A 25,000-nucleotide genomic window follows, 5' to 3' on the forward strand; every position below is an offset into this window, starting at 1 on the left:
TGGAGGCAGCCGCCGCCACCTCGGGTCCTGCTGCCGAGGCCTGTGTCGCCGAAACCTGTGTCGCCGCCGCGTCGACGGTCGTGGCGGTGGGGGCGGGGGTGGCCCCAGGGCGCGCGGGTCGGGGGGTCATCGGGCGGTCTCCGGTCGGGCATGGGCCGACGCGCGGGTCAGGCTGCGGGTGGCATGGACCAGCAGGACCAGCGCTCCCGCTCCGCAGGCGAGAGCCGGGACGCTGCCGGGGCCCCAGGCCCGCACCAGGGACTCGACGGGGTCGGCCAGGGCCGCGCAGCCGGGCAGGCGGCCCGCGAGGACCGTGCCCACGGCGGCGGCTTCGGCCAGGGCCGCGGAGCCGAGCACGACGGCGGGCACGTGGGTGAAGCCGTGGAGGGCGAGGAGGCGGGCCAGCAGCAGGAGCGCGCCCAGGGTCAGGACCTGCGCATAAGGAGCGGCCTCGCCCAGGGCCGCCGCGCACAGGGCCAGCAGTGCCGTCAGCGCACCCAGGAACAGGGCGAACACGGCGAGCAGCAGCGGTCGTACGGAGGCGGCGAACTCCTCCAGACCCCGGCTGGTCGTCAGTTTCCGGCTCGCGCGTGCGGCGAGGAGGTGCGCGGACCAGGCGGCCGGGGCGCAGCCGAGCGCGAGGGCGAGGACGGGTGCCGTGGCGAGGGTCCAGGAGCCGCCCGTGAGGCAGGCAGGCAGGGCCTGGGGGCCTGCGGCGACGGCGTCGTGGAGCAGACCGTCGCCGAGGGCGGCGTAGGCGAGGAGCCACCACGGCCAGCTGTTGCCGCCGGCCTGGTGCGCGCCGCCGCGAGGGGCGACGGCGCTCAGCGGGCCGCGGCTCAGCGCCGCCCGTAGGCCGAGCGCCAGGGCGAGGATGCCCACGGCGGCCGTGACCAGCCGGGGTTGTCCGGTGGTGAGGCGCAGGCCGGCCACGGTGGCGGCGCACAGGGCTCCCGGCAGCAGAGCGAACAGGATCCAGTCCGCTCGGGGCCGGCCGGTCGCGGCGGTGTACGGACGCGGCGGTTCCTCGTCGGCGCGGGGGACGCGCGCGTACATCTCCTCCGCGAGGGAGAAGACGTCCCGGTGGCGGAAGCGGGTTGCGGTGCGGTCGGTGACGCCGTGCGCCTCCAGGCCGGCCGCGATCTCCAGGGGGTCCACGGCCCGTTCGCACAGGTCGCGGTGGCGGTGCATCAGGGCCTTGACGGGGTCGGCCGCGCCACGGCGTGGGGCGGCCGACTCCGCCGAGGCCCTGCGGTCGATGGTCACTCCACCGGAACGCCCACCGGCATCCGGTACACCCTCGACCGATACGACGTCGGCTGCCGTGCTCGCCCCGTCCGGTGTTCCGGGACGGCCGTCCGGTCGCGTCGGCCCGTTCATCGCACCCCCTCCGTCGTGGTCGTGCCGGCCGCGGGCGCGGTCTGCCGCACCGGCTCTCCCGCGGCCCAGCTCGGGCCGCCCCGCGCGGCGATGCGGGAGGCCCGGCCCGTCCAGCGGCCGGGCAGCCGGGCCTCGGCGGGGACGGCGAACGGCAGCGGCTCCCCGGCGCGGTCGAGGGCGGTCCGGTCGACCGGCGAGCGCGAGATGATCTCCAGGTAAATGCCGTGGAACGCCTTGACGTTCTGCTCGACGGTGAACAGTTCGAGCGCCCGCGCGCGGGCCGCCGCGCCCAGGCGTGCACGGCGCTCGGGGTCGCGTAACAGGGCCACGCACGCCTCGGCGAGCGCCCGCGGATTGCGCGGGGGTACGACGAGCCCGGTGCCGCCGATGACCTCCACCACCGCGCCGACATCGGTGGAGACCGTGGCGCGGCCGCAGAGCATGGCCTCGACGAGGCCGACGGGGAAGCCCTCGACGACGCTCGACAGGACGGTCACGCCGCCCGCCGCGTACGCCTCCGCTACGGTGGGCGTCTCCGGGCCGCCGATCTCCTCGAAGGAGACCGGGTTGTCGCCCATGACGTACGGGCCCTCCGCCTCGTCGGGGAAGAGCTGCGCGGCCAGCATCCGGCAGTGCCCCAGATAGGACTCGCCCTCGGGGCCGACGGCCGTCGCGACGATACGCAGGCGGGTCTTCGGTTCCTCCTTGCGGACCTCGGCGAAGGCGTGCAGCAGGGAGACCAGGTCCTTGGTCGGTTCGACGCGGCCGACCCACACCAGCGTGTCCGGGGCTGCGCAGTCGGGCGCCTCGCCCACCTCGGCGAAGCGCGCGGCGTCCATGCCCGGGTAGACGGTGCGCAGCTTGTCCCGGTCGGCGCCGCAACGCTCCTGCCAGCGGCGGGCGTGCGCGTTGCCGGGGGTGACACAAGCGGCCTGCCGGTAGACCTCGGTGGCGAGCATGCCGTGGAAGGCGGCGAGCAGGGAGCGTACGCAGGGGGCGGCCGTGGTGGCCGGGTCCGCGCCGGAGGCCAGGTAGTGCGTGCGCAGCCGGACGCCGTACTCGGTGACCAGCAGCGGCACGCCGAAGAAGTGCCGGGCGACCAGTCCGACCAGGGCCGCGGCTCCGCCGGAGGCGGCGTGGCACAGGTCGGCCGAGCCGAGTGCGTCGTCCTCGTACCAGTCGAGCGAAAGGGGGCGCAGAGCGCGTTCGAGGCGCGCGGCGACGGCGAGCAGATCGGGTACCCGCGCCTCGCGCGCCGGGCGTGCGGCACCGGGCGCTCGACAGGCGCGCTCCAGGGCGCGTACGGCACGCTCGGAGCGGAGCGCCCCGGACAGACCGCCCTCGTCGCGGGCGAGTTCGGCAAGCCCGTACAGCGCCCTGCTGAAACGGTCCGCCTCAAGGGCGTGGATCTCCGCGGAACGGTGGGGAAGGTTCTCCGACGGCTGCCGAACGCCCTCCGGCACGCCCGCGCACAGGGCGACCGCGAGTTCCCCGAAGCACTCGTCGAAGCGCCGGCGCGCACGGCGCCCGTACCCCGCCCCGTCACCTCCCGCCGTCCACAACGGCGCCGTGCGCACCCGGTCGACCTGCGGGGGAAGCTCGACCCAGCCCTCGTCCACCTGGCGCTCGCCGCGACTGAGCGCGTAGAGGTCGAACTCGTGCTGCCGGAGCCCGCGTACGAGCCGGTCGCACCAGAGACTGGCGTCACCGTTCACATACGGATAGCCACCCTCCGTAAGCAGTCCGATGCGCACGAGTGCACCCCCGATCTCCCGTATGGGGAGCCGTCGTTGGCTCGACGGCTCGCAGCGGGAAGAACGTAAGCGGACAAGGCGGTGGCGCGATGGACGGTTGTCCGTCGCGCCACCAAAAGGGGTGAACGGTCGTAACTTTCCCGTGCGGGTCGCGTTCCGTCGCGCTAAGAGTTCATTCGGACGCGCCGTGTCACATATGGACGGGTTCCCGTCGCGCGGCCCGGCGCCGGGCCGCGGCCTTCGGGTCGAGGGCGGGTACGGCGGCGAGGAGCTGCCGGGTGTACGGGTCCCGCGGGGATCCGTACACCTCGTCGGCCGGGCCCGCCTCGACGATCCGGCCCCGGCGCATCACCGCGACCCGGTCGCTGACCTGGCGCACGACGGCGAGGTCGTGGGCGACGAAGACCAGCGCGAGTCCGAGTTCGCGCTGCAACTCGCCCAGCAGCGCGACCACCTGGGCCTGGGTGGTGACGTCGAGCGCGGAGACGGGTTCGTCGCAGACGATCACGCGCGGATCGGCCGCGAGCGCCCGCGCGATGCCCACGCGCTGGCGCTGACCGCCGCTGAACTCGTGCGGGTAGCGGTCGTAGTGCGCCCCTTCGAGCCCCACGCGCTCCAGCAGTTCCCGCACCCGCCCCTGGACGTACTCCTCGTCCTCCTCGCCGCGCGCCCGCAGCGGGTCGGCGACCGACTCGCCGACGCTGCGGCGCGGGTTCAGGGAGGAGACGGGGTCCTGGAAGACCATCTGCACGGCCGGGTCGACCCCGGTGTGCGGACGGCCCGCGTAGCGGATCTCGCCGGCGGTCGGGGCCAGCAGTCCGACGAGCATCCGGCCCAGGGTCGTCTTGCCGCTGCCGCTCTCGCCGACGATCCCCAGGGTCTCTCCCCGGTGGAGGGTCAGCGACACGTCGTCGACGGCCGTGAACGCCCGCTTCCCGCGGCCGAACACGCGCCGCAGACCGGTCGCCTCCAACACGGCCTCACCCGGCGCCCCGGAGGCACCTTCCCGGACCCGGTCCGCCGCGCCCGCCACGACGCGCCCCGCCTCCACGCACGGGACCGCCGCGAGCAGCTCGCGGGTGTACGCCCGCGACGGCGTCCCGAGGACGTCGGCGACCGGGCCGTGCTCGACCGCCCGCCCGTGCCGCATGACCAGGACGTCGTCGACGCTCTCCGCGGCGACGCCCACGTCGTGCGTGACGAGGAGCAGGCCCATGCCGGTCTCCTCGCGCAGGGAGTGCAGCAGGTCGAGGATCTGGGCCTGGACGGTCACGTCGAGCGCGGTGGTCGGCTCGTCGGCGATCAGCAGGTCGGGCGCGCAGGCGAGCGCCATGGCGATGAGGGCCCGCTGCCGCATACCGCCGCTGAACTCGTGCGGACGCGACCGGGAGCGCCGCGCCGCGTCCGCGATCCCCACCCGTTCCAGCACCTCGACGGCACGCGCGCGTGCGGCGCGCCGCGAGACACGCGTGTGCGCGCGGTGGACCTCGGCGATCTGGTCGCCGATGGCGTAGTACGGGTCGAGGGACGACAGCGGGTCCTGGAAGACCATCGCCGCCTTCCCGCCGCGCAGCCGCCGCAGTTCGTCGTCGGACGCCTGCTGTACGTCGGTGCCGGCGACGCGCACCGAGCCGCCGACGGCGGCCCCGGTCCCCCGGTGCAGCCCGAGCAGGGCCGCGGCGACCGTGGACTTGCCGGAGCCGGACTCGCCGACCAGGCCGAGGGCGGCGCCCCGCTCCAGCCGGAAGGAGAGGCCGTCCACGGCCCGCAGCGGACCGAACCCGACCGTCAGTCCCTCGACCTCGACCAGGCCTCCGCCCAGACTGTCGTCCAGGTTCTCGACCCGGTTCGCGACCCGGTTCTCGACCGGATTCATGAGAGCACCACCCGTCGGTCGGCCATCGCGTACAGGACGTCCGCGACGGCGTTGGCGAGGACCACGAAGAAGCCGACGACCAGCACCATGCCGACGACGACCGGCAGGTCGACGACGTTCACGGCGTGCACCAGTTCCTGTCCGACGCCCGGCAGTCCGAAGAGCGTCTCGGTGAGCACAGCGCCGCCGACCGCCGACCCGAAGTTGTTCGCGTTCAGGGCGATGACCGGCGCGAACGCTCCGCGCAGCGCGTGCCGCCCGATGACGGACCGCTCGCCGACGCCGTACGCCCGGAAGGTGCGGATGTGGTCCTCGGCGAGGGTCTCCAGCATCGACGACCGGGTCAGCCGGGCGAACGCCGCGGCCTCGATGAGGGCGAGCGAGACCCAGGGCAGCAGCAGGTTCCACGCCCACTGCTCGGGGTCGTCGGTCAGATTCACGTACTGCGGGAAGGGCAGCAGGCGCAGTTCGCCGCAGACGACGATCATCAGGACCAGGCCGATGACGAAGACGGGTGTGGCGGTGCCGGCCAGGGTGAGGGCGGTCAGGACGCGTTCGGAGAGCCGTCCGCGCCGCCAGGCCGAGAGCACACCGGTGCCGACGCCGAGGACGAGCCACAGCACCATCGCGCCGAACACCAGCGAGAGGCTGACCGGGAGCTTGGTCAGGATGAGCCGGGTGACCTGCTGGTCGCTCTGGTACGACAGCCCCAGGCAGGGTGCCGGGCAGTGCTCCACGGAGGTGCCGGTGGAGTAGTCCTGGCCGGCCAGGAGGCCCTGGAGGAAATGCCCGTAGCGCACGTACAGCGGGTCGTCGAGGTGCAGTTGCGCGGCCACCTGGTGGACCTGGGCGGGCGAGCAGCGCGGGCCGCAGGTGATCTGGGCGACGTCGCCGGGGGTGGCGTAGAAGACGACGTAGACGATCACCGAGAGGGCGAACAGGGTGAGCAGCGTGCCGATCGCCCGGCGCGCGAGAAAGCCGCCGAAGCCGGTCATACGGAGTCCCCCCGACTGCCCGTGTCGGCCTTCGTCTCCCGTCTGCGGCCGGTGCCGACGCGCAGTCGGGAGGCGGCGCGCGGGTCGAGCGCCGTGCGTACGCCGTCGCCCAGGACGGTGAGCGCGAGGACGGTCACGAACAGGGCGCCGGCCGGGAACAGCAGGTACTGCGGAGCCGCCTGGTACCAGACGTCGGCGGCGGTCAGCATCTGTCCCCAGGAGGGCGTGGGCGGTTTCACGCCGACGCCGAGGAAGGACAGGGCCGCCTCGACGGTGACGTTCTGGGGCACCAGGAGCGCCGCGTAGGTGAGGACGGGCGCGGCGAGCCCCGGCACGAGTTCCCGGCGGGCGATCCGCCAGGTGCCCCAGCCGCTGAGCCGGGCGGCGGCGACGTGGTCGAGCTCCTTGAGCGTGAGCGTCCGGGCGCGGACCACCTTGGCGATGTTGCCCCAGGAGATCAGCCCGATGACCAGGGTGACCAGGACGGGGCGCGGGAAAGCCTGCGGGACGATCGCGAGCAGCGCCAGCGACATGATCATCAGGGGCATGGCGACGAAGATGTCGGTGATCCTGCTCAAGAGCTGGTCGACCCAGCGGTTGCCGAGCCCGGCGGCGATGCCCAGGACGACCCCGACGGCGATCTGTACGACGGTCGCGGCGAGGGCGACGCCGAGCGAGACCCGGGCGCCGTACGCGAGCCGCGCGAACAGGTCGCGGCCGGTCTGCGGTTCGATGCCCAGCCAGTGGTCGGGGCCGATGCCGCCCAGCGGGCCGGTCGGCACGCCGCCGCGGGCGGAGTCGATGAGGGCGGGGTGGTAACTGGTCGGGTCCTGGCCCTCGATCGCGGTGAGCAGCGGCGCGGCGAGCGCGACCAGGACGAGCAGCGCGACGACGGCCGCCGCGCCGAGGGCGGCGCGCTGCGTGCGCAGCCGCCGCCAGAACCGAAGGCCTCCGGAGGCGGCCGGGACGAAGACGTCCGTCCCGGCCGTCCGGGAGGCGGCAAGTGCCTCGCTCACGGTGCTACTTGACCGCGACCTGCGACGGGTCCAGCACGCCGTCCCAGTCGCTGATGACGATGTTGCGGATGTCCTTGCCGTACAGCCGCTTGTAGACCGGGTGGAACAGCGGGACGGTCAGCGCCTGTCCGGCGATCTTCTTGTCCAGTGCGCCCCAGCGCGCGGCGGCCGCGTCGAGGTCGGTCAGCTTGTTGATGGCGTCGATCTCGGTGTTGACCGCCTTGTCGTCGAGGAAGCCGGTGTTGAAGTTGGCGCCGTCCTTCACGATCTGGCGGCCGTCGAAGATCGGGGCCAGGAAGGGGCCGCCGGAGGGCCAGTCGGCACCCCAGTGGGCGAGGAAGAAACCGGGTTCGGTCTTGGCGCCGTGGACCGTGTCGGAGTAGTCGTTGTCCTCCAGGCCCTTCAGCTCGACGGTGATGCCGGCCTTCTTGAGCGCGTCCTGGATCGCGGTCGCGATCTCGGGGCTGGTCTCGAAGTCCTTGCTGTTGGAGTGGGTGAGCGTGACGGTCAGCCCGTTCGCGTACCCGGCCTCCTTCAGCAGTTCCTTGGCCTTGGCCGCGTTGCCGGACGCGCCGGCCGGGAACAGGTCGTAGGGCTGGTAGCCGTAGGACTTCTGGTTCGGCAGGAAGGTCGTCGCCGCCTCGGCCAGCGACGAGCCGCCGGCCGCGTTGACCACGGACGCGCGGTCGACGGCGTACGCGATCGCCTGGCGCACCCTGACGTCGTCGAACGGCTTCACCTTCGGGTTGAACGCGATGTAGTTCGTGTAGCCGAAGCGGCCGGTGCCGACGCGGGAGGCGAGCGCCTTGTCCCCGGTGACCTGGGCGAGTTCGGCCGGGCCGAGGTTGGTGTCCGTGGTGACGGCGGCGGCGTCCGCGCCCTGGGAGGCGGACAGCCGCTGATTGATCACGGAGGAGTCGAGCCCGGAGCGTACGTCGATGCGGTCCGGGTAGGCCTTGCGCTCGGCGTCGGTCGCGGCGGACCAGTACGTGTTGCGCTCCAGGACGATCCGCTCGCCGTCGTTCTCGTTGCTGACGACCTTGTAGGGGCCGGACGAGACCGGGTGCTCCTCGTACTTCGTGCCCTTGTCCTTGGCCTTCGGCACGGGTGCGAACTGCGTCTGGGTGGCCAGGTAGGGGAACTCGCCCTCGGGCTTGTTCAGATGGAAGACGATGGTGCGCGCGTCCGGGGTCTCGATCGAGTCGAGGCTCTTGCCGCCCTTGTAGGGGCCCTGGTAGTCGGCGCCGCCGATCAGCCAGTCGCGCAGGTAGGGGGCGCCGCCGGAGAGTTCGGCGGCGAAGGAGCGCTCGATGCCGTACTTGATGTCGGCCGAGGTGATCGCCGTGCCGTCCTCGTACTTCAGGCCCTCCTTCAGCGTGTACGTCCACACGGTCGCGTCCTTGTCGGGCCGGCCGGTGTCGGTGGCCAGGTCGGGGACGACCTGGGCGCCGGCCGCGCCGTTCTCGCGGTTGCGGGTGGTGAGCGTGCGGAAGACGAGGGAGGGGATCTTGCCGCCGCCGGTGGTGTAGAGGCGGGCGGGGTCGAAGTCCTGCTGCGGGTTGCGGTTGAGGACCGTGAGCGTGCCGCCCTTGTGGGGCGTGGAGTCGCCGCGGGAGCCCTGGGAGCCGTTGGCATCGTTGTCCTCCGGCCCGCAGGCGGCGGCGCCCGCTGCCAGGACCAGGCTGACGGATGCCGCTGCCACGCGGCGCGCTATGACGGACGGATGACGCATCGGAAGGACGACCTCTCGAATGATGAGACGGAATGACGAGGAGTGAGACGAATGAGGACAGACGTCGGCCCGGCGCCAGGTCGTCGAGAAAAGGTCGCAGCCTGCCGTGACCGGTCACGGCAGGGGAGGGAGTTCGCGACGCGCGCCTGAGGGCGGGCGTCAGCGACAGTCGATGTCGGCCACGCAGAGCGCGGTCACACCGATGAGCGCCAGCTCGATGGCGGCGCGCGCGGCGGTGTGACGGAACGACATGCGCTGAAATATGAACGAACTTTCCGTCCATGTCAAAGCGATGAGTCGACGGTCCGTCAACCGGTGGGATAAGCCCAGGGGTTGGGCTTGCACGTGATGCCGTCGTGGTCGAGGAACTTGGTCTGCTGCTGCATGACCGGGGCGAGCTCGCCGTTCTTGCCGCACTTCACATGGCTGTAGCCGAGACGGTGGCCGACCTCGTGGTTGATCAGCATCTGGCGGTAGGGGTGGATCGCGTCACCGTAGGTCTTCGAGCCCTGCGCCCAGCGGTAGGCGTTGATCATCACGCGTTCCGTGGAGGCCGAGTCGCACGACACGTTGTCCTCGGTGGTGTCCAGGCCGGACTTGGCGCACCAGACGGCGGTGGTGCCGGGGCTGGCGAGCGTGATGACGAAGTCGGGTCTGCCGGAGTCGGTCCGCTCGAAGGTGCGGGCGCCGTCGTGGGCCCAGCTCCGGTCGTCGTTGAGCGTCTTCTGCACGGCCTGCGCGAAGAGTGCGCCGTCGAGGCCGAGACCCTGTTCCACGTCGACGCGGTAGGTGTACTTCTTGCCCTTCCCGGGCGCCTTGTCGACACCGGGGACCGTGTCGAACTTCCCCGAGCCCTTGAGCGTGGCGCTCAGGGGGTACTTCTGGGCCATCTTCTGCGCGTACGTCAGCGGCACCACGCGGGGTGACGCCGAGGGAGTGGCCGCCGCGGAGGGCGCGGTGCCGCCGACCTGGCCGGTGAGGGACTGCGAGCGTGCGGCGCTGTCGTCCTGGTGGCCGGTGACCTGGCCGGCCACGACGACGGCCAGCACGGTGGTGACGGCGGCGGCCGCTATGCCGGCGAAGGCCCGGCCCTTGACCCCGCCCTCCCGCGCGGGCTCACCGGACGGCGGCGCGTCGCCGTCCGCCACGTCACCGGCGGTCCTGCCGCCCGTGCCGCTGCCGACGCCGGTGGCGGCAGCGCCGCCCGTGGCCGTCCGCAGGGTGCCCGCGGTCCGGCCGGCGCCGCGGGCGTGCGACTCCGTGGCGAGCGCGGAGGCGGTGGCGCGGGGCGCGAAGACGTCGTCGTCGGTGAAGGCGTCGAGGTACTCCTGTCGCGGGCCCGGCGTGGCCGCCCGGCGCTGGCGCGGGATGGAGGGACCCTGCCCGCCGCCCCCGGGACCGTTCCCCGTCCGGTCGGCCGCCGAGCCCCTCGGCGCGCCCCAGCCGCCGCCGGACTCACGCTGCTCGGGGTGCCCGCCCCGGACCCTCGGCACGCCGCGGGCGGGGGTGCCGTCGGGCAGCCGGGGCACGCCGTGCGCGGGTGTGCCGTCCGGGAGTCGGGGCATGCCACGGGCGGGTGTGCCGTCCGCCGGGCGCGGCACCGGGCGCACGGGTGTCCCGCCGGTCCCCGTCGCCGCGGGCGGCACCCGGTCGCCGGTGCCCCCGTCACCCCGCGCGCCGCCGGTGTTCCCGGCTCCCCCGGCATCCGTCCTGCCCGCGCCCTTCGGCGCGGGACCGCGGCGGCTGTGGCGTCCCACTTGGCCCCTCAGCTCCCGGAATCGGTTCGTCGGACGGGCCCGGCATCGCCGTCGGAGACGCTCACGTCTCCGGTCCCGTCGCGTTCCGCATACGCCAGAAGCTCCTGGAACGCCGTGGCCACGGTACCGGGGTACTCCATCATCGCCACATGCCCGGCGCTCGGCAGGGTCAGCAGACGGGAGTCACGGAACGCGCGCGCCGCCCGCTGGGCCATGCGGAAACCGACGAGCTGGTCGCGCCCGCCGTAGACGAGAAGGGTGGGCGCGAGGACCCGCTCGGCCTGGCGCCACAGCCCGTGCTGCCCGCCCAGCGTGTACGCGTTGACCAGCCCGCGCGCGGACCGGCTCATCGCGTCCCAGAAGTACGGCAGCCGCAGCCGCCGTTCCAGTTCCTCCACCGCGTGGTCGAAGGCCTCCGGGGCCACCCGGCCGGGGTCCCCGTAGCAGAGCGCCATGACGCCCCGCACCCGCTGCTCCGCCGTCCACTCCCTCGTGAACCGGGTGAACAGCGCCGCCACGCCGGGGAAGCCCAGCAGCCCGGTCGGCAGTGCGGTGCGCTGCACCCGCAGCTCGGGCAGCGCGGGCGAGACGAGCGTGAGCGTCCGGACGAGGTCGGGCCGCACCGCGGCCACGCGCGTGGAGACCGCGCCGCCGAGCGAGTTGCCGAAGAGGTGCACGGGCCCGCGTGCGGAGGCGTCGAGGTAACGGATGACCGCGCGCGCGTGTCCCGTGACGGAGTAGTCGCCGTCGTCCGGTGGCGGGGAGTCGCCGAAGCCGGGCAGGTCGAGCGCCTCGCTCTCCACGACGCCGTCGAGGAGGGCCATCAGCGAGGACCAGTTCTGGGAGGAACCGCCGAGGCCGTGGACGAACAGCGCCGGCGCCAGTCCCTCGTGCCCGGGCGGCCTCGACCGCACCGACAGGGTGACCCCGGGCAGTCCGACCGACCTGAGCCGTTCGCCGGCCGCGACCCTGACGGCGATGGCTTCCGGAAGCAGGTCGGTCGGGGGCACTGACGGCAGCTCGGTCGACGACATGCGGCAATGTTACGAGACGATCACGTAGCGGCTGATGCGTCACCCCCTGTGTTCGCCGTCACAGATCCCGCGCGACCTCACGCGAGCCACACGCGGACCGCACGGGGATCGCGCAGGGACCGCGCAGGGATCGCGCTCGGACCACACGTGGATCGCACGCGGATCGCATGGCGTCCGGATCGGGTGTCTCCTAGGCTCGGAAAGAGGGCACCCGCTACAGCCCCTGCTCATTTCAGGGACGCTCCAGGAGTACGAGGAAGGGAGCCCATCATGGCCGTCGAACCCACCGACCCCGAGGTGTTCGAGGAGCTCGAGGCGTTCGGGGCCGGTGATCCGCGGGAGATCGACGTCGAGGCCCCGGAGAACGACGCGGCGGAACAGTCCAAGGTCCTCACCCCGGAGCGCGACGACCCCCTGGACGAGGTGGACCCGGCGCGCGCGAACGAGGCCGACCTCGTCGAACAGGCGCGCGTGGTGTCGCTGGACGAGGACGACTACCGCTGACCCCGGCGACACCGGGCGGACCGAGGAAGCGCAGGACGGCGCGTCGAAAGCCCATCGAGGAGGCCCCCGGACGGCACCTTCCGAGACCGCGAGAACGCTCGCCGGACAACGCGCTGAGCAGGACCGGACTCCCGGCCCGCCCGGCATGCGCGTATTCACTCCATTACGCACCGTTTCCATCGGCGTCCGGTCCGTGAAATTCTCCGCTCGCACCGCGCACACCAGGGTTACCGAAAAGTACGATGGCGACGCGGCGCACACCGCAAGTGGACGACTTTGGGAGGCGGCGTGACAGCCATCGAGCAAACTGAGGCGGCACGCCCGCGCGGCACCCGCCTGCCGCGCCGAGCTCGACGGAACCAGCTGCTGGGCGCCGCCCAGGAGGTCTTCGTCGCGCAGGGGTACCACGCGGCGGCGATGGACGACATCGCCGAGCGCGCCGGCGTCAGCAAGCCCGTGCTGTACCAGCACTTCCCGGGCAAGCTCGACCTCTACCTCGCACTGCTGGACCAGCACTGCGAGTCGCTGATCCAGGCGGTACGGGCCGCGCTGGCGTCGACGACCGACAACAAGCAGCGCGTCCGGGCGACGATGGACGCCTACTTCGCGTACGTCGAGGACGACGGCGGCGCCTTCCGGCTGGTCTTCGAGTCGGACCTGACCAACGAGCCCGCCGTGCGCGAGCGCGTCGACAAGGTCACCACCGAGTGCGCCGAGGCGATCTGCGAGGTCATCGCCGAGGACACCGGGCTCTCGCGCGCCGAGTCGATGCTGCTGGCCTCCGGCCTGGGCGGTCTGGCCCAGGTGGTGGCCCGCTCCTGGCTGCACAGCGACCGCAGCGTCCCGCGCGACCAGGCGGTCCAGCTGCTGGCCTCGCTGGCCTGGCGGGGCATCGCCGGCTTCCCGCTGCACGGCAACGAGCACCACTGACGCGCACCCGGTGAGGATTTGTTCCCGGTCACTGTTCGCTCCTGGCGTTGCCGACCGGAGCGTGTTCGTCCCCTCACCGGGCTAATGTTTGCTGCGTACGGCGCGGAATGGTCGCGCACTTCACTGACCGTCGGAGGGACATAGCCGTGGAGGTCAAGATCGGCGTGCAGCACGCGCCGCGCGAGATCGTTCTGGAGAGCGGTCAGAGTGCCGAGGACGTCGAGCGGGCGGTGGCCGAGGCACTGGCCGGCAAGTCTCAGCTGCTGAGCCTCGTGGACGAGCACGGCCGCAAGGTCCTCGTCCCGGCGGACCGTCTCGCCTACGTCGAGCTCGGCGAGCCGGCCCCGCGCAAGGTGGGCTTCGGCGCGCTGTAGTACGCGCCCGCGCCGCACGCGGCGCTCGTGGACGGAACAAGGGAGGGGCCCGGCGACATCATGTCGCCGGGCCCCTTTCCCGTCGCGTCCACGAGCCTCCGGAACGGGTACGCCATCGGTGACCGTCACCGGTGGCGACACGATGGTGTCACCGGCTGTCGGCACGGTGTTCGCCCGGACTTCCACCGTCCGATTCCGGCGCTGCGTCCGGCCCGCGCTCCCCGCACAAAGGGAGCACAACCACCGCACAGGGGAGGATTGCATTCCGCAGGTCACGGGTAAGACGGGCTACGACCTTGGTGCACAGTCCGGCCGCCCGGAGGGACTCGACATGATCTTGGAAGCGCTCGCTTCCGCCATGCTCGGCGTGGCGCTCGCGTGGGCGGCGGACCGCCGCTTCTCCCACCGCCTGCCGAACCGGGCCTTCGTCTTCGCGACCGGCATCGCCGGAGCGCTCTTCGGCGACTTCATCACCCACAGCGCGGTGGGACCCGACAGCCTCCTGCCGAGCCTGCTCGGCGCGGCGGTGGTCTCCACCGCCTCGCTCTCGCTGCTGCTGCGTCCCGCGGGAAGACTCCGGCGGCGGTCGGCGCCGGCGTGACCGCCGAACACGCCGACGGCCGCCGGGAACCCCACGGGAACGAGAACCCCGTACCGGACCACGGTCCGGAGCAGGGTCAGGGCCGGGGTCAGGACCAGGGCCGGGGTCAGGACCAGGGCTGAACGGTCCTGACGCCCCGGCCGGGACAGGTCCTAGGCGGCCAGGCCCAGCGCGGCCATCCGCTTGGTGTGCGCCTCGGTGATCCGGGAGAACATCCTGCCGACCTCGGCAAGGTCGAAGCCGTCCGCGACCCCGCCGACCAGCATCGTCGACAGCGCGTCCCGCTCGGCGACCACCCGCTGGGACTGCGACAGGGCCTCGCCCATCAGCCGGCGCGCCCACAGCGCGAGCCGTCCGCCGACCCGCGGGTCCGCGTCGATGGCCGCGCGCACCTTCTCCACGGCGAACCCCGCGTGCCCGGTGTCGTCGAGGACGGCGAGGACCAGTTCGCGCGTGTCCGAGTCGAGACGGGCCGCGACCTCACGGTAGAAATCGCTGGCGATCGAGTCGCCGACATACGCCTTGACCAGGCCCTCCAGCCAGTCCGAGGGTGCCGTCTGGCGGTGGAACCCGTCGAGCGCGGCGACGAAGGGCTCCATCGCCTGGGTCGGCTCGGCACCGATCTCGGTGAGCCGGTTGCGCAGTCGCTCGAAGTGGTGGAACTCGGCCGACGCCATCTTCGCCAGTTCCGCCTTGTCCGCGAGCGTCGGTGCCAGCTTGGCGTCCTCCGCGAGCCGCTCGAACGCCGCCAGCTCGCCGTAGGCCAGCGCGCCGAGCAGATCCACGACAGCCGCCCGGTACTGCGGCTCGGCGGAGGCCCGTGCCCAGTCCTGGGCCGCGATCCCGGTGCGCTCGGCGGATCCGGCGGACTGCGCGGACCCGGTGGGTTCGGTGGATTCGGCGGCGGTCTCGGGGGCGTTCTCGGGCTTGTCAGAGCTCGTCATGAAGCGCACAATAGCCCGCCCGCCGCGTGACGGAAGTCCCTGGTCATCCAGTGTGACGACGACGACGTGAATCGGTGTGACGGTGACTACGTGACCGAATCGGCCATCACGTGTGCGCGATTCCGGGGTATGGTGGTAATGCGCCTGCTGGTACTCAGCCGTACCTCGACAGGCCGCACGTATGAGGATGCCCGGTCGGTGGCCCGATCGGCTCCGACCCGACAGCCCTCCCTGACCGTACGGCACCGATGCGTACGACGATCGGAGGGAACCCTCAGCGGTTCGAGCGCTAGAGCGTCGGCAGTGGTCCCGCGTCCTTCGGCCCGCCCATAAGGCGGCCGACGTCCCCGGCACGGTACACGACCCCCGCGCTCGCCTCGCACCGCCCACACAGAAGAGGCAGCACCCTGACTACGACGTTCCGAGAGCTCGGGATCCTTCCCGAGACCGCCGAAGCCCTTGAGGCCGTCGGCATCATCAACCCCTTCCCCATCCAGGAGATGACGCTCCCCGTCGCCCTCACCGGCACCGACGTCATCGGCCAGGCCAAGACCGGCACCGGCAAGACGCTGGGCTTCGGCCTCCCGCTCCTCGAGCGCGTCACCGTTCCCGCCGACGTGGAGGCCGGACGCGCCAAGCCCGAGGCCCTCACCGAGGCGCCGCAGGCGCTCGTCGTCGTCCCCACGCGCGAGCTGTGCACGCAGGTCACCAACGACCTCCTGACCGCGGGCAAGGTGCGCAACGTGCGCGTCCTCGCCATCTACGGCGGCCGGGCCTACGAGCCCCAGGTCGAGGCCCTCAAGAAGGGCGTCGACGTCGTCGTCGGCACCCCGGGCCGACTGCTGGACCTCGCGGGACAGAAGAAGCTCGACCTCCGGCACGTGAAGTCGCTCGTCCTCGACGAGGCCGACGAGATGCTCGACCTGGGCTTCCTGCCCGACGTCGAGAAGATCATCAACATGCTGCCGCCGAGGCGTCAGACGATGCTGTTCTCGGCGACCATGCCGGGCGCGGTCATCGGCCTGGCCCGTCGCTACATGTCGCAGCCCACGCACATCCGCGCCACCGCGCCGGACGACCAGGGCGCGACCGTCGCGAACATCGCGCAGCACGTCTACCGCGCGCACTCGATGGACAAGCCGGAGATGGTCGCCCGCATCCTCCAGGCCGAGGGCCGCGGACTGGCGATGATCTTCTGCCGTACCAAGCGCACGGCCGCCGACATCGCCGAGCAGCTCCAGCGTCGCGGCTTCGCCTCCGGCGCGGTCCACGGCGACCTCGGCCAGGGTGCCCGCGAGCAGGCGCTGCGCGCCTTCCGCAACGGCAAGGTCGACGTCCTGGTCTGCACCGACGTCGCCGCGCGCGGCATCGACGTCGAGGGCGTCACCCACGTCATCAACTACCAGTCGCCCGAGGAGGAGAAGACGTACCTGCACCGCATCGGCCGTACCGGCCGCGCGGGCGCCAAGGGCATCGCGATCACCCTCGTCGACTGGGACGACATCCCGCGCTGGCAGCTGATCAACAAGGCGCTGGAGCTCGACTTCAACGACCCGCCGGAGACGTACTCCACGTCCCCGCACCTCTTCGAGGAACTGAACATCCCCGCGGGCACCAAGGGTGTCCTGCCGCGGACCGAGCGCACCCGCGCCGGGCTCGACGCGGAGGTCCTGGAGGACCTCGGCGAGCCGGGCGGCCGCGCGGCACGCGGTCGTGGCGGCCGCGGTGACCGTCCCGACCGGGGCGGCGACCGCAACGAGTCCCGTTCGGCCGACAGCGAGCGTCCGTCCCGTACGCCGCGTCGCCGTCGCCGTACCCGTGGCGGTACGCCGCTGGACGCGACGCAGCCGGTGGCGACCGAGGCGAGCACCGCACCCGCGGTCGAGCGGACGTCCGCGACGGAGGAGGGCACCGCCCCGCGCACCCCGCGCCGTCGCCGTCGCACCCGCGGCGGTCCGGGCCAGGAGGCGACGCCGGCCACGGCGACGGCCACCGAGTCCCCGGTCGCGGAGACCGCCGCCGCGGTCGTGGAGGACACGGTCCTCGACACCCCGCAGGCTGCGGAGCGTCCGCGTCGTCGCCGCACCCGCAGGTCCGCGGAGGCGCCCGCGGCGGTGGAGACGCCGGTGACCGCGGTCGAGACCGCCCAGGTCACCGAGTCGGCGCCGGCCGAGCCGGTCGAGGCGCCTGCCGCCGCGCCGCGCCGTCGTACGCGCAAGGCGACGGCTGCCGTGGAGACGGCCGCCGACTCCGCGCAGACGGCCGTGGACACCGCGGAGGCGACCGAGGCCAAGCCCCGCCGCACCCGCAAGACCGCGGCGACCAAGGCCACGGCAGCACCGGCCGAGACGGCCGTGGACACCGTCGAGGCCACCGAGATCGCCGAGTCGCCGGCCGCCGCGCCGCGCCGTCGTACCCGCAAGGCCGCCGAGCCCGAGACGACGGCCCCGGCCGACATCCCGGCGCAGACCGCGCAGGAGCCGGAGGCCAAGCCCCGCCGCACCCGCAAGACCGCGGCGACCAAGACCACGGCAACGGCGGCCGAGACGGCCGTGGACACCGCGGAGGGGACCGAGGCCAAGCCCCGCCGCACCCGCAAGACCACCGCCACCGCGGCCACCACGGAAGCGGCGGCAGCGACGGACACCGCCGACGCCACGGAAGCCAAGCCCCGCCGCACCCGCAAGACCGCGGCGACCAAGACCACGGCAACGGCGGCCGAGACGGCCGTGGACACCGCGGAGGCGACCGAGGCCAAGCCCCGCCGCACCCGCAAGACCACCGCCACCGCGGCCACCACGGAAGCGGCGGCAGCGACGGACACCGCCGACGCCACGGAAGCCAAGCCCCGCCGCACCCGCAAGACCGCGGCGACCAAGGCCACGGCAACGGCGGCCGACATCCCCGCGCAGACCGCGCAGGAGCCGGAGCCCAAGCCGCGCCGCACCCGCAAGACCGCGGCGGCCGCGCCCGCCGCCGAGGCGGAGGGCGCCGAGCCCGAGGCCAAGCCGAGGGCGCGTCGCACCCGTAAGGTCGCGGCCTCGGCCGACCCCGCGGAGAGCTGAGCAGTACCGAGCCGAACCCGGATGCCCGGTCCACTCGTGTGGGCCGGGCATCCGGCGTTCCCGACTCCGTGCCGTTGCCGATAGCCTCACCCCGTGACCGACCCCACCACCTTCGACACGCCCCCCGGTGCTCGCGCCTACCCGCTGCGCACGGCGCGCGGCGAGTTCGCCGTCGTCGACATGCCCGCGGCCGACGGAGCCGAGGCGCGGGGCATCGCCCTGATGCTGCCCGGATTCACCGGCAGCAAGGAGGACTTCAACCAGGTGCACGCGACGCTCGCGCGGCGCGGGTACCGGACGGTCGCTGTGGACGGGCGCGGGCAGCACGAGTCCGACGGACCGGCCGAGGACGAATCGGCCTACGAACAGGACGAGTTGGCGCGGGACGTGCTGGCGCAGGTCGAGGCGCTCGGCTCTCGCGTCCACCTCGTAGGGCACTCCCTCGGCGGCCAGATCGCGCGTTCCGCCGCCCTGTTGGACCACTCCCCCTTCCGTACGCTCACCCTCGTCGCCTCGGGTCCCGCCCGGATCTCCGCCTCCCAGGAGGCGCGCGTGAAGCTGCTGCGCGAGGCGCTCGCCGTGATGACGATGCCCGAGGTCTGGGAGGCGATCCAAGCCATGGGTCCCCCCGAGGAGGTCGGCGGTCCGGCCCGCGGCCCGGGCACCCAGGAGCAGTTGCGGCGCCGCTGGCTGCTCACCAAGCCCGCCCAGCTCCTGGCCACAGGACGGCAGTTGTGCAGCGAACCGGACCGGATCGGCGAACTCGCCGCCCTGCCGCTGCCGTTCCACGTCCTGTCGGGCGCCCGTGACGACACCTGGCCGCTGACTCTCCTGGACGAGATGGCGCAGCGGCTCGGCGCGCACCGGACGGTCGTACCCGGCGCCGAGCACTCGCCGAACGTGGACCAGCCGCTGCCGACCGCCGACGCCCTGGCCGACTTCTGGGACCGGCACCCGCACTGAGGTCCGTACCGGTCGGCCCCTGCTAGTACTGCGTCTGCAAGTGCTCCCAGAAGCCGTCCCGCAGGGCGCGCCGCAGGTCCGACTGGCCGCGCAGCGAGTACGCGAGGAGCTGCTCGGCCTCGACCAGCAGGTCCTGGTCGACCGAGCCGGGGAGGTAGGGGTGGCCGGGCAGCAGCTCCACCAGGGCCTCCCGGCCCCGCGCCGCCAGCCACTTCGCGGCGATCTGGGCGCCCACGAAACGGACGTCCTCGCGCGAGGGCCGGGCGGCCGCGGACGACGGGTCGTAGGTCGCGGCGGTGCGCCGGGACACGTACGGCTTGAAGAATTCGAGGTCGAGCGTGCGCTGGCTGTCGACCTCCCACAGCAGGGGCTCGGCCTGGTTGCGGCCCTCGGGGGCCTCGATGCCCCACAGGTGCACCCGGGCGCCGTACCCCTGCGCCGCCTCGACGGCCGACACCAGGTCCTCGTCGCCGCCGAGCAGCGCCGCGTCACTGATGGCGCGGTGCCGGGCGAGCGACTCCAGATCGGTACGGATCAGGGAGTCGACCCCCTTCTGCTGGTTGTTGGCGTTGAGGTTGCCCAGGCGCACCTTCACGTCCGGCAGCTCCGCGATGGACTGCTGCTCCGCGGTGTGGATGCGGCGCCGGGCGCCGTCGTACCAGTAGACCCGCAGCAGCCTGCTGTCCGCGAAGACCGTGCGGGCGCGGTCGATGAGCGCGTCGATCAGGCCCTCGGCGTCGAGGTCGAAGGACCGGCGGTCCTCGGTGCCGGCCACCAGCCGGCCGGCCGCCGCGTACAGGTAGCCCGCGTCGACGAAGATCGCGTGGGTGGAGGGTGTCTTCGCCACCTCGGCGAGCATGCGCTGGAGCAGTTCGTTCGTACGGTCGATGCGGGCGGTCAGGTCCGCGAGGTCGTCGTTCATCGCCTCCATTGTCCCGGCGGTCACGCTGCGAACACAACCGGTCCCATTCAGTCTCCACAAACCTATTTACCGGTCAGTAGTTAGACGTTCGAAAAATTTCTTTAGCCAAGGGAATGTCTGTAACACACAGCGCGTTGACTAGCTACAGAGCAGGGGCACGGATGCCCCTGCTCGGACCACCACCAAGTAGTTCTCCTCAGGAGGATGACCAGACGAAGGGGAAGCCCATGCGCTTCGAAATCCTGCGACTCGACGACATCGACGGCACGCCCGTGGACTGCACCGTCGTGGACGCCGCCTCCGTCAACGGGATCGTTCAGCAGGCCGCCGCCATCGGGCAGCGCCTGTGGATCCGTCCGGCCGACACCACGGCCTCATAACGCGCGGATCACCATCCACAGACTTCAGAGCCCCGTGGGGCGCCGGCACGACCGGCACCCCACGGGGCTCTGTATACGTTGCCGCGACCTGTGTCGCCGCGGACCCGGCCGGGTGGCCTCAGCCCGCCCGGATCACCTGGGTGACGCCGTTGATGATCTGCTGCACGGCGATCGCGGAGAGCATCATGCCCGCGAGCCGGGTCACCAGGACCACGCCGCCGTCCTTGATCACCCGGATGATCAGCAGCGAGTACCGCATGACCAGCCACAGCACGACATGGATGGCGAGGATCGCGGACCACACCGAGATCTGCGAGGCCACGCCGTCGGCCTTCTGCACGGCCAGGATGACGGACACGATCGCCCCCGGGCCCGCCAGCAGCGGCATGCCCAGCGGTACGAGGGCCACGTTGACGTCCTTGGTCTGCTTGGGCTCGTCGGTCTTGCCGGTCAGCAGGTCGAGGGCGATCAGCAGGAGCAGCAGCCCGCCCGCGATCATCAGCGCGGGCACGGAGACATGCAGGTAGTCGAGGATCTGGTGGCCCAGCAGGCCGAAGACGGCGATCACCCCTCCGGCCACGCACACGGCCTGGAAGGCCATGCGCTTCTGCACCTTGGCGGGGCGGCCGGCGGTCAGGGCGAGGAAGATCGGGGTGATCCCGGGGGGATCCATGATGACAAAAAGGGTCAGAAAGAGAGAGCCGAAGACGGCGACGTCGAACATGCGTGAGGAAGCCTTGCGGAAGTGAACAGACAGGTGGAACGGCGCGCGAGGAAGACCCTCAGGCTCCGCCGGTCCCCGGCACGGGGAACGCCCCGGTCGCCCGCCGGGTGATCTCCCCGTACACGTCGGGGTGGGTGGTGTACTCGCCGAGCGCGACGGTCTTGCGGCTGCCGTGGTAGTCCGAGGACCCCGTGACCAGCAGGCCGAGGTCGGCGGCCAGGCCGCGCAAGCGCACCCGCGTGTCCTCGTCGTGGTCCATGTGGTCGACCTCGATGCCGTCCAGGCCGGCGGCGGCCAGCTCGGCGATCGTGGACTCCGGCACCGTGCGGCCGCGCTTGGCGGCGGCCGGGTGGGCGAACACAGTGACTCCGCCCGCACCCTTGACCAGCCGGATCGCCTCGAACGGGTCGGTCTCGTGCTTCTCCACGAAGGCACGGCCGCCGTCGGCCAGCCAGTCCCGGGTGAACGCGTCGCCCACGCTCGGCACGACGCCCAGTTCGACGAGCGCGGTCGCGACGTGCGGCCGCCCGACGGAGCCGTCACCGGCGATCCGCGCGACCTGCTCCCAGCTCACGGGCACGCCCAGCTCGTTCAGCTTGGCGATCATGCCCTGGGCCCGCGGCACCCGGTCGTCGCGCACCAGCTCACGCTCGGCGAGCAGGGCGGGCTCCTCGGGGTCGAAGAGGTAGGCCAACATGTGCATGCTGACACCGTCGACCCGGCAGGACAGCTCGGCACCGGTGACCAGCGTGAGGCCTCGCGGCAGCGCGGCGGTCGCCTCGGCGTACCCGCGGGTGCTGTCGTGGTCGGTCAGCGCGACGACGTCCAGTCCGGCCGCGGCGGCGCCTCGCACCAGTTCGGCCGGGGTGTCCGTACCGTCGGAGGCCGTGGAGTGGCAGTGCAGGTCGATGCGCACGACGCGAACTCCAGACGGTGACGGGGGCGGGCAGTACGGAAGCGGACGCTCCAGCATAGCGGGAGGACGACCCCCGCCTTGTCACACCCGAAGCACCCGTACGCCCCCTACAGGAGCCGCATCACGGGCCCGGGGCACCGGCACCCGCGGCGCAACCCGGGGCCGGGACCGAGAGGGCCCTACGGCTCCAGCAGCCGTGGCGACAGGGCGCCGCAGGGCACCAGGTCCAGTTCGGCCCCGGCGTCGCGCAGATCGGTCAGCACGAGCTCGTCGTACATCAGCAGGCCCGACTGTTCGGGCCACACCACCGCCCAGAGCCACAGCCCGAGCGCCTCGCCCGCGAACACGGCACGGTCGACGGGAGCGCCGGTGACATGCCAGAGCGGGGTCGGGCGGCCGGCGGCCAGCACCTTGGCCTGGGGCGGCTTCTCGACGTTCATGTACGGGCCCGGGTCCGGCGCGTCGATCCCCGCGTAGCGGGCGCCGAGGCCGACCCCGAGCTCCTCCGCGACCAGGATCAGTTCCCCCATGCCGCCGAGCGGGCCGGGTCCGGAGCAGGCCACGGCGGTGGCGCGGCCGCCGCTGCGGTCGTCACCGGCGTAGGCCACCCCCGTGAAGAGCCAGCCGACCGGCAGCGGCCACGGCATCCACACCGGCACCTGGGTGCGGTGCACCACGACACTGAGGGCCTCGACGCTGGGCGGGATCACGGGCTGCAGCGGATGCACCGCGCCATGGACATCGCACTGCCAGGAATCGGCGAAGAGTCCGGGAGCCCTGACCCGGCCACCACACTTCGGGCAACTGGGTTCGCCCCTCATAGGGCCCCACGGTCCTACCCCCGCACGCCCACGTCAAGGACGATCACCCGTCCGGACGGAACCCGCGCCGGTGCGTCACCGGTCGGCCCGCACCCGACCATAACTACATGCATCTTGCATTAATTAGCCACGCTAATCTAATATGTGTATACGCCAACCATCTTCCCCCTGATCGGAGAACCCCATGGACCCCTTCGACGCCGGAGCCGGCGGCCTCCTGCGACAGCCCAAGGCGGTCTGGGCGACGGCCGGCGCCTCGGTCGTCGCGTTCATGGGCATCGGCCTCGTCGACCCGATCCTGCCGTCCATCGCCCAGGGCCTGAACGCCACGGCCAGCCAGGTCTCCCTGCTCTTCACCTCGTACTTCCTGATCACCGCCTTCGCGATGCTGGTGACCGGCTTCGTCTCCAGCCGCATCGGCGGCCGCAAGACCCTGCTGCTCGGCCTCGCCCTCGTCGTGGTCTTCGCGGGCCTCGCGGGCACCTCGGGCTCGGTCGCCGAACTCGTCGGCTTCCGGGCCGGGTGGGGCCTGGGCAACGCGCTCTTCGTCTCCACGGCCCTCGCCGTGATCGTCGGCGCGGCGGCCGGCGGAAGCGCCGCCGCGATCCTGCTGTACGAGTCCGCGCTGGGCCTCGGCATGGCGTGCGGCCCGCTGCTGGGCGCCCTCCTCGGCAACACCAGCTGGCGCTACCCGTTCTTCGGCACCGCGTTCCTGATGGCGGTCGGCTTCCTGTGCATCACCGCGTTCCTCAAGGAACAGCCGAAGCCGGCCCGCAGGACCTCGCTGCTCGACCCGATCAGGGCGCTCGGCCACGGCGGCCTCGCCTCGGCCGCGGTCTCGGCGTTCTTCTACAACTACACGTTCTTCACCGTGCTGGCCTTCACCCCGTTCGTGCTGGACATGACCCCCTACAGGTCGGGTGCCGTGTTCTTCGCCTGGGGCGTGCTGCTGGCCGTCTTCTCGGTGCTGGTGGCCCCGCGGATGCAGGCGCGGTTCGGCTCGCTGAAGGTGCTCGGCGGCTCGCTCCTGCTGCTCGGCGCCGACGTGCTCGTCCTCGGCTACGGCGACCACACCACGGCCGTCGTCTGCACCGTCCTGTCCGGTGCCTTCATCGGGGTGAACAACACCGTCTACACCGAACTGGCGCTCGGCGTCTCGGACGCGCCGCGCCCCGTGGCGAGCGCGGGCTACAACTTCGTGCGCTGGTTCGCGGCCGCCGCCGCGCCGTTCTTCGCGCCGAAGATCGAGGAGTGGAGCGACGTCCACATCCCGTTCGTCGTCGCGGCGGTCACGGCGGTCGTCGGCGCGGTGGTGGTCTTCGTACGACGCGACGCGCTCAATCACAAGGCGGAGGAACTGGAGCCCCGGCACGCCACCGAGGACGGCGTCACCGTCCTCGCGGGCTGAGCGCACCGGCCGCGTCGCGTCAACCGACGCTTTCCGGGCGGGTGTTGGTGAGCTTGCTCACTCCAGCGGGACGGACCTGCGGGACGGATCCCGCAGGTCCGTCCCGTTCGTCAGCCAGCGCTCCTGGAGCGCCTGGGCGCCGTGCACGCGCTTCCAGGCGGCCTCGTTCGGAGTCATGGGGAGCAGCGGCAGGAACCGTACGGGGTCGAGCGGCTCGTCGAGTTCCAGGTCCTCGACCAGCCCGCCCGGCTCGGCCACCAGGACCGAGGTGAACGGGGCGCCCGGCCACAACGGCTCCCCCACGTCGAGCGAGGCCCCCGGGGTCACGATCAGCCCCTCGACCTGCGGGGAAGCGGCGAGCACGGCGAGGGAGCGCAGCACCTTGTCGGTGTCGGCGACCCCCGCGCGGACGGACAGGACCAGCTCGGCGCGGGGCCCCTTGACCGGGTCGGCGACCATCGCGGTGGGGTCCGCCATGGGCTGCGCGGACATGCCGAGCGTGGCGTAGCGGACGACGGCACCCTCCCTGGAGTCGTCCCGGAACCGCAGCACCTCGATGCGGTCCGTGCCGAGGAAGGTGACCGCGGCGCGCGCGTCCGGCTCGCCCAGCGCGGTGCGCAACCGGGCCTCCACCAGTGGAAGAACATCAGCCATGCGGTGAGCATAGAACTCGTCAGCACAGAGCAAAGCAGCGACTTGACACTTCAGTCGGCTGATACTCTTGCCCGGTGGTTCGGGGCAGCGCGCTGAAGCGTCGCGATCAGGTCCCGACGCCGATGGGACTCCCTTACGAGGGACCGGCCGGAGGAGGTGGGGCTGCAATGGACCGAAGTCGACCTGGCAGTACCACCCGCTCTTCCGGCCGCTGATGTAGCTGCTCTGGCTCTGGCTGGCTGCCACCTCT

23 protein-coding genes are annotated in these 25,000 nt (G+C 72.5%); 8 read left to right on the plus strand and 15 right to left on the minus strand.

What is annotated here, in order from left to right; all coding sequences use genetic code 11:
- Positions 1-126: 126 nt before the first annotated feature.
- The 9 genes from ACWC24_RS05725 to ACWC24_RS05765 form a co-directional block, all read right to left on the minus strand.
- On the minus strand, positions 127-1,380 hold the full coding sequence (locus ACWC24_RS05725) for a hypothetical protein (protein WP_450661557.1): 1,254 nt from the start codon (positions 1,378-1,380) through the stop codon (positions 127-129).
- Positions 1,377-3,134, minus strand: a complete 1,758-nt coding sequence (locus ACWC24_RS05730; RefSeq protein WP_450661558.1) for a DUF3492 domain-containing protein — start codon at positions 3,132-3,134, stop codon at positions 1,377-1,379. Before ACWC24_RS05730 ends, ACWC24_RS05725 begins: the two co-directional genes overlap by 4 nt.
- Positions 3,135-3,324: 190 nt before the next feature.
- Positions 3,325-5,010, minus strand: a complete 1,686-nt coding sequence (locus ACWC24_RS05735) for a dipeptide ABC transporter ATP-binding protein (RefSeq protein ID WP_450661559.1) — start codon at positions 5,008-5,010, stop codon at positions 3,325-3,327.
- Entirely contained in the window at positions 5,007-6,005 is a 999-nt protein-coding gene (locus ACWC24_RS05740; protein ID WP_450661560.1) for an ABC transporter permease, read from the minus strand. The genes ACWC24_RS05735 and ACWC24_RS05740 overlap by 4 nt, the downstream gene beginning before the upstream one ends.
- Entirely contained in the window at positions 6,002-7,021 is a 1,020-nt protein-coding gene (locus ACWC24_RS05745) for an ABC transporter permease (RefSeq protein ID WP_450661561.1), read from the minus strand. The genes ACWC24_RS05740 and ACWC24_RS05745 overlap by 4 nt, the downstream gene beginning before the upstream one ends.
- A 4-nt stretch (positions 7,022-7,025) precedes the next feature.
- Complete coding sequence (locus ACWC24_RS05750; RefSeq protein ID WP_450661562.1) at positions 7,026-8,753, minus strand: ABC transporter substrate-binding protein; 1,728 nt, start codon at positions 8,751-8,753, stop codon at positions 7,026-7,028.
- A 159-nt stretch (positions 8,754-8,912) separates the two neighbouring features.
- The gene (locus tag ACWC24_RS05755) at positions 8,913-9,005 is read right to left on the minus strand and encodes an Ms4533A family Cys-rich leader peptide (RefSeq protein ID WP_338017843.1); all 93 of its coding nucleotides are present in this window, start codon (positions 9,003-9,005) and stop codon (positions 8,913-8,915) included.
- Between the two features lie 56 nt (positions 9,006-9,061).
- The gene (locus tag ACWC24_RS05760; protein WP_450661563.1) at positions 9,062-10,510 is read right to left on the minus strand and encodes a DUF3152 domain-containing protein; all 1,449 of its coding nucleotides are present in this window, start codon (positions 10,508-10,510) and stop codon (positions 9,062-9,064) included.
- 8 nt (positions 10,511-10,518) lie between these two features.
- Positions 10,519-11,544, minus strand: a complete 1,026-nt coding sequence (locus ACWC24_RS05765; protein WP_450661564.1) for an alpha/beta fold hydrolase — start codon at positions 11,542-11,544, stop codon at positions 10,519-10,521.
- Between the two features lie 270 nt (positions 11,545-11,814).
- Between ACWC24_RS05765 and ACWC24_RS05770 the strand changes: the two genes are divergently transcribed.
- The 4 genes from ACWC24_RS05770 (at position 11,815) to ACWC24_RS05785 (ending at position 13,953) form a co-directional block, all read left to right on the plus strand.
- Positions 11,815-12,048 carry a hypothetical protein gene (locus ACWC24_RS05770; protein ID WP_450661565.1) on the plus strand — a complete coding sequence of 78 codons (234 nt, stop codon included), beginning with the start codon at positions 11,815-11,817 and terminating at the stop codon, positions 12,046-12,048.
- A gap of 288 nt (positions 12,049-12,336) precedes the next feature.
- Entirely contained in the window at positions 12,337-12,978 is a 642-nt protein-coding gene (locus ACWC24_RS05775; RefSeq protein ID WP_351620748.1) for a TetR/AcrR family transcriptional regulator, read from the plus strand.
- Positions 12,979-13,124: 146 nt separating this feature from the next.
- Complete coding sequence (locus ACWC24_RS05780; RefSeq protein WP_123762915.1) at positions 13,125-13,352, plus strand: DUF3107 domain-containing protein; 228 nt, start codon at positions 13,125-13,127, stop codon at positions 13,350-13,352.
- 331 nt (positions 13,353-13,683) lie between these two features.
- On the plus strand, positions 13,684-13,953 hold the full coding sequence (locus ACWC24_RS05785; RefSeq protein WP_152895182.1) for a hypothetical protein: 270 nt from the start codon (positions 13,684-13,686) through the stop codon (positions 13,951-13,953).
- A 152-nt stretch (positions 13,954-14,105) separates the two neighbouring features.
- On the opposite strand, the gene ACWC24_RS05790 is transcribed toward ACWC24_RS05785, so the two are convergent.
- Positions 14,106-14,897: a ferritin-like fold-containing protein gene (locus tag ACWC24_RS05790; protein WP_450661566.1), complete on the minus strand. Its 792-nt coding sequence runs from the start codon at positions 14,895-14,897 to the stop codon at positions 14,106-14,108.
- A 500-nt stretch (positions 14,898-15,397) separates the two neighbouring features.
- On the opposite strand from ACWC24_RS05790, the gene ACWC24_RS05795 reads away from it, so the two are divergent.
- Together ACWC24_RS05795 and ACWC24_RS05800 are read left to right on the plus strand one after the other, a co-directional pair.
- On the plus strand, positions 15,398-17,962 hold the full coding sequence (locus ACWC24_RS05795; RefSeq protein ID WP_450661567.1) for a DEAD/DEAH box helicase: 2,565 nt from the start codon (positions 15,398-15,400) through the stop codon (positions 17,960-17,962).
- Between the two features lie 93 nt (positions 17,963-18,055).
- Positions 18,056-18,925: an alpha/beta fold hydrolase gene (locus ACWC24_RS05800; protein ID WP_450661568.1), complete on the plus strand. Its 870-nt coding sequence runs from the start codon at positions 18,056-18,058 to the stop codon at positions 18,923-18,925.
- 22 nt (positions 18,926-18,947) lie between these two features.
- Here the strand turns inward: ACWC24_RS05800 and ACWC24_RS05805 are convergent, their stop codons facing one another.
- A complete protein-coding gene (locus ACWC24_RS05805; RefSeq protein WP_450661569.1) occupies positions 18,948-19,847 on the minus strand; it encodes an NYN domain-containing protein in 900 nt (299 codons plus the stop codon).
- A 227-nt stretch (positions 19,848-20,074) separates the two neighbouring features.
- On the opposite strand from ACWC24_RS05805, the gene ACWC24_RS05810 reads away from it, so the two are divergent.
- Positions 20,075-20,227 carry a hypothetical protein gene (locus ACWC24_RS05810; protein WP_152895186.1) on the plus strand — a complete coding sequence of 51 codons (153 nt, stop codon included), beginning with the start codon at positions 20,075-20,077 and terminating at the stop codon, positions 20,225-20,227.
- Between the two features lie 118 nt (positions 20,228-20,345).
- On the opposite strand, the gene ACWC24_RS05815 is transcribed toward ACWC24_RS05810, so the two are convergent.
- From ACWC24_RS05815 to ACWC24_RS05825, 3 genes are all read right to left on the minus strand, one after another.
- A complete protein-coding gene (locus ACWC24_RS05815) occupies positions 20,346-20,951 on the minus strand; it encodes a MarC family protein (RefSeq protein WP_450661570.1) in 606 nt (201 codons plus the stop codon).
- A 58-nt stretch (positions 20,952-21,009) separates the two neighbouring features.
- Positions 21,010-21,867 carry a PHP domain-containing protein gene (locus tag ACWC24_RS05820; protein WP_450661571.1) on the minus strand — a complete coding sequence of 286 codons (858 nt, stop codon included), beginning with the start codon at positions 21,865-21,867 and terminating at the stop codon, positions 21,010-21,012.
- Between the two features lie 179 nt (positions 21,868-22,046).
- On the minus strand, positions 22,047-22,688 hold the full coding sequence (locus ACWC24_RS05825; RefSeq protein ID WP_152894656.1) for a DUF6758 family protein: 642 nt from the start codon (positions 22,686-22,688) through the stop codon (positions 22,047-22,049).
- Positions 22,689-22,872: 184 nt separating this feature from the next.
- On the opposite strand from ACWC24_RS05825, the gene ACWC24_RS05830 reads away from it, so the two are divergent.
- Positions 22,873-24,096, plus strand: a complete 1,224-nt coding sequence (locus tag ACWC24_RS05830; protein WP_450661572.1) for an MFS transporter — start codon at positions 22,873-22,875, stop codon at positions 24,094-24,096.
- A gap of 57 nt (positions 24,097-24,153) precedes the next feature.
- On the opposite strand, the gene ACWC24_RS05835 is transcribed toward ACWC24_RS05830, so the two are convergent.
- Complete coding sequence (locus ACWC24_RS05835) at positions 24,154-24,750, minus strand: suppressor of fused domain protein (protein ID WP_450661573.1); 597 nt, start codon at positions 24,748-24,750, stop codon at positions 24,154-24,156.
- Between the last annotated feature and the right edge of the window lie 250 nt (positions 24,751-25,000).

The organism is Streptomyces sp. NPDC001443 (assembly GCF_053597355.1).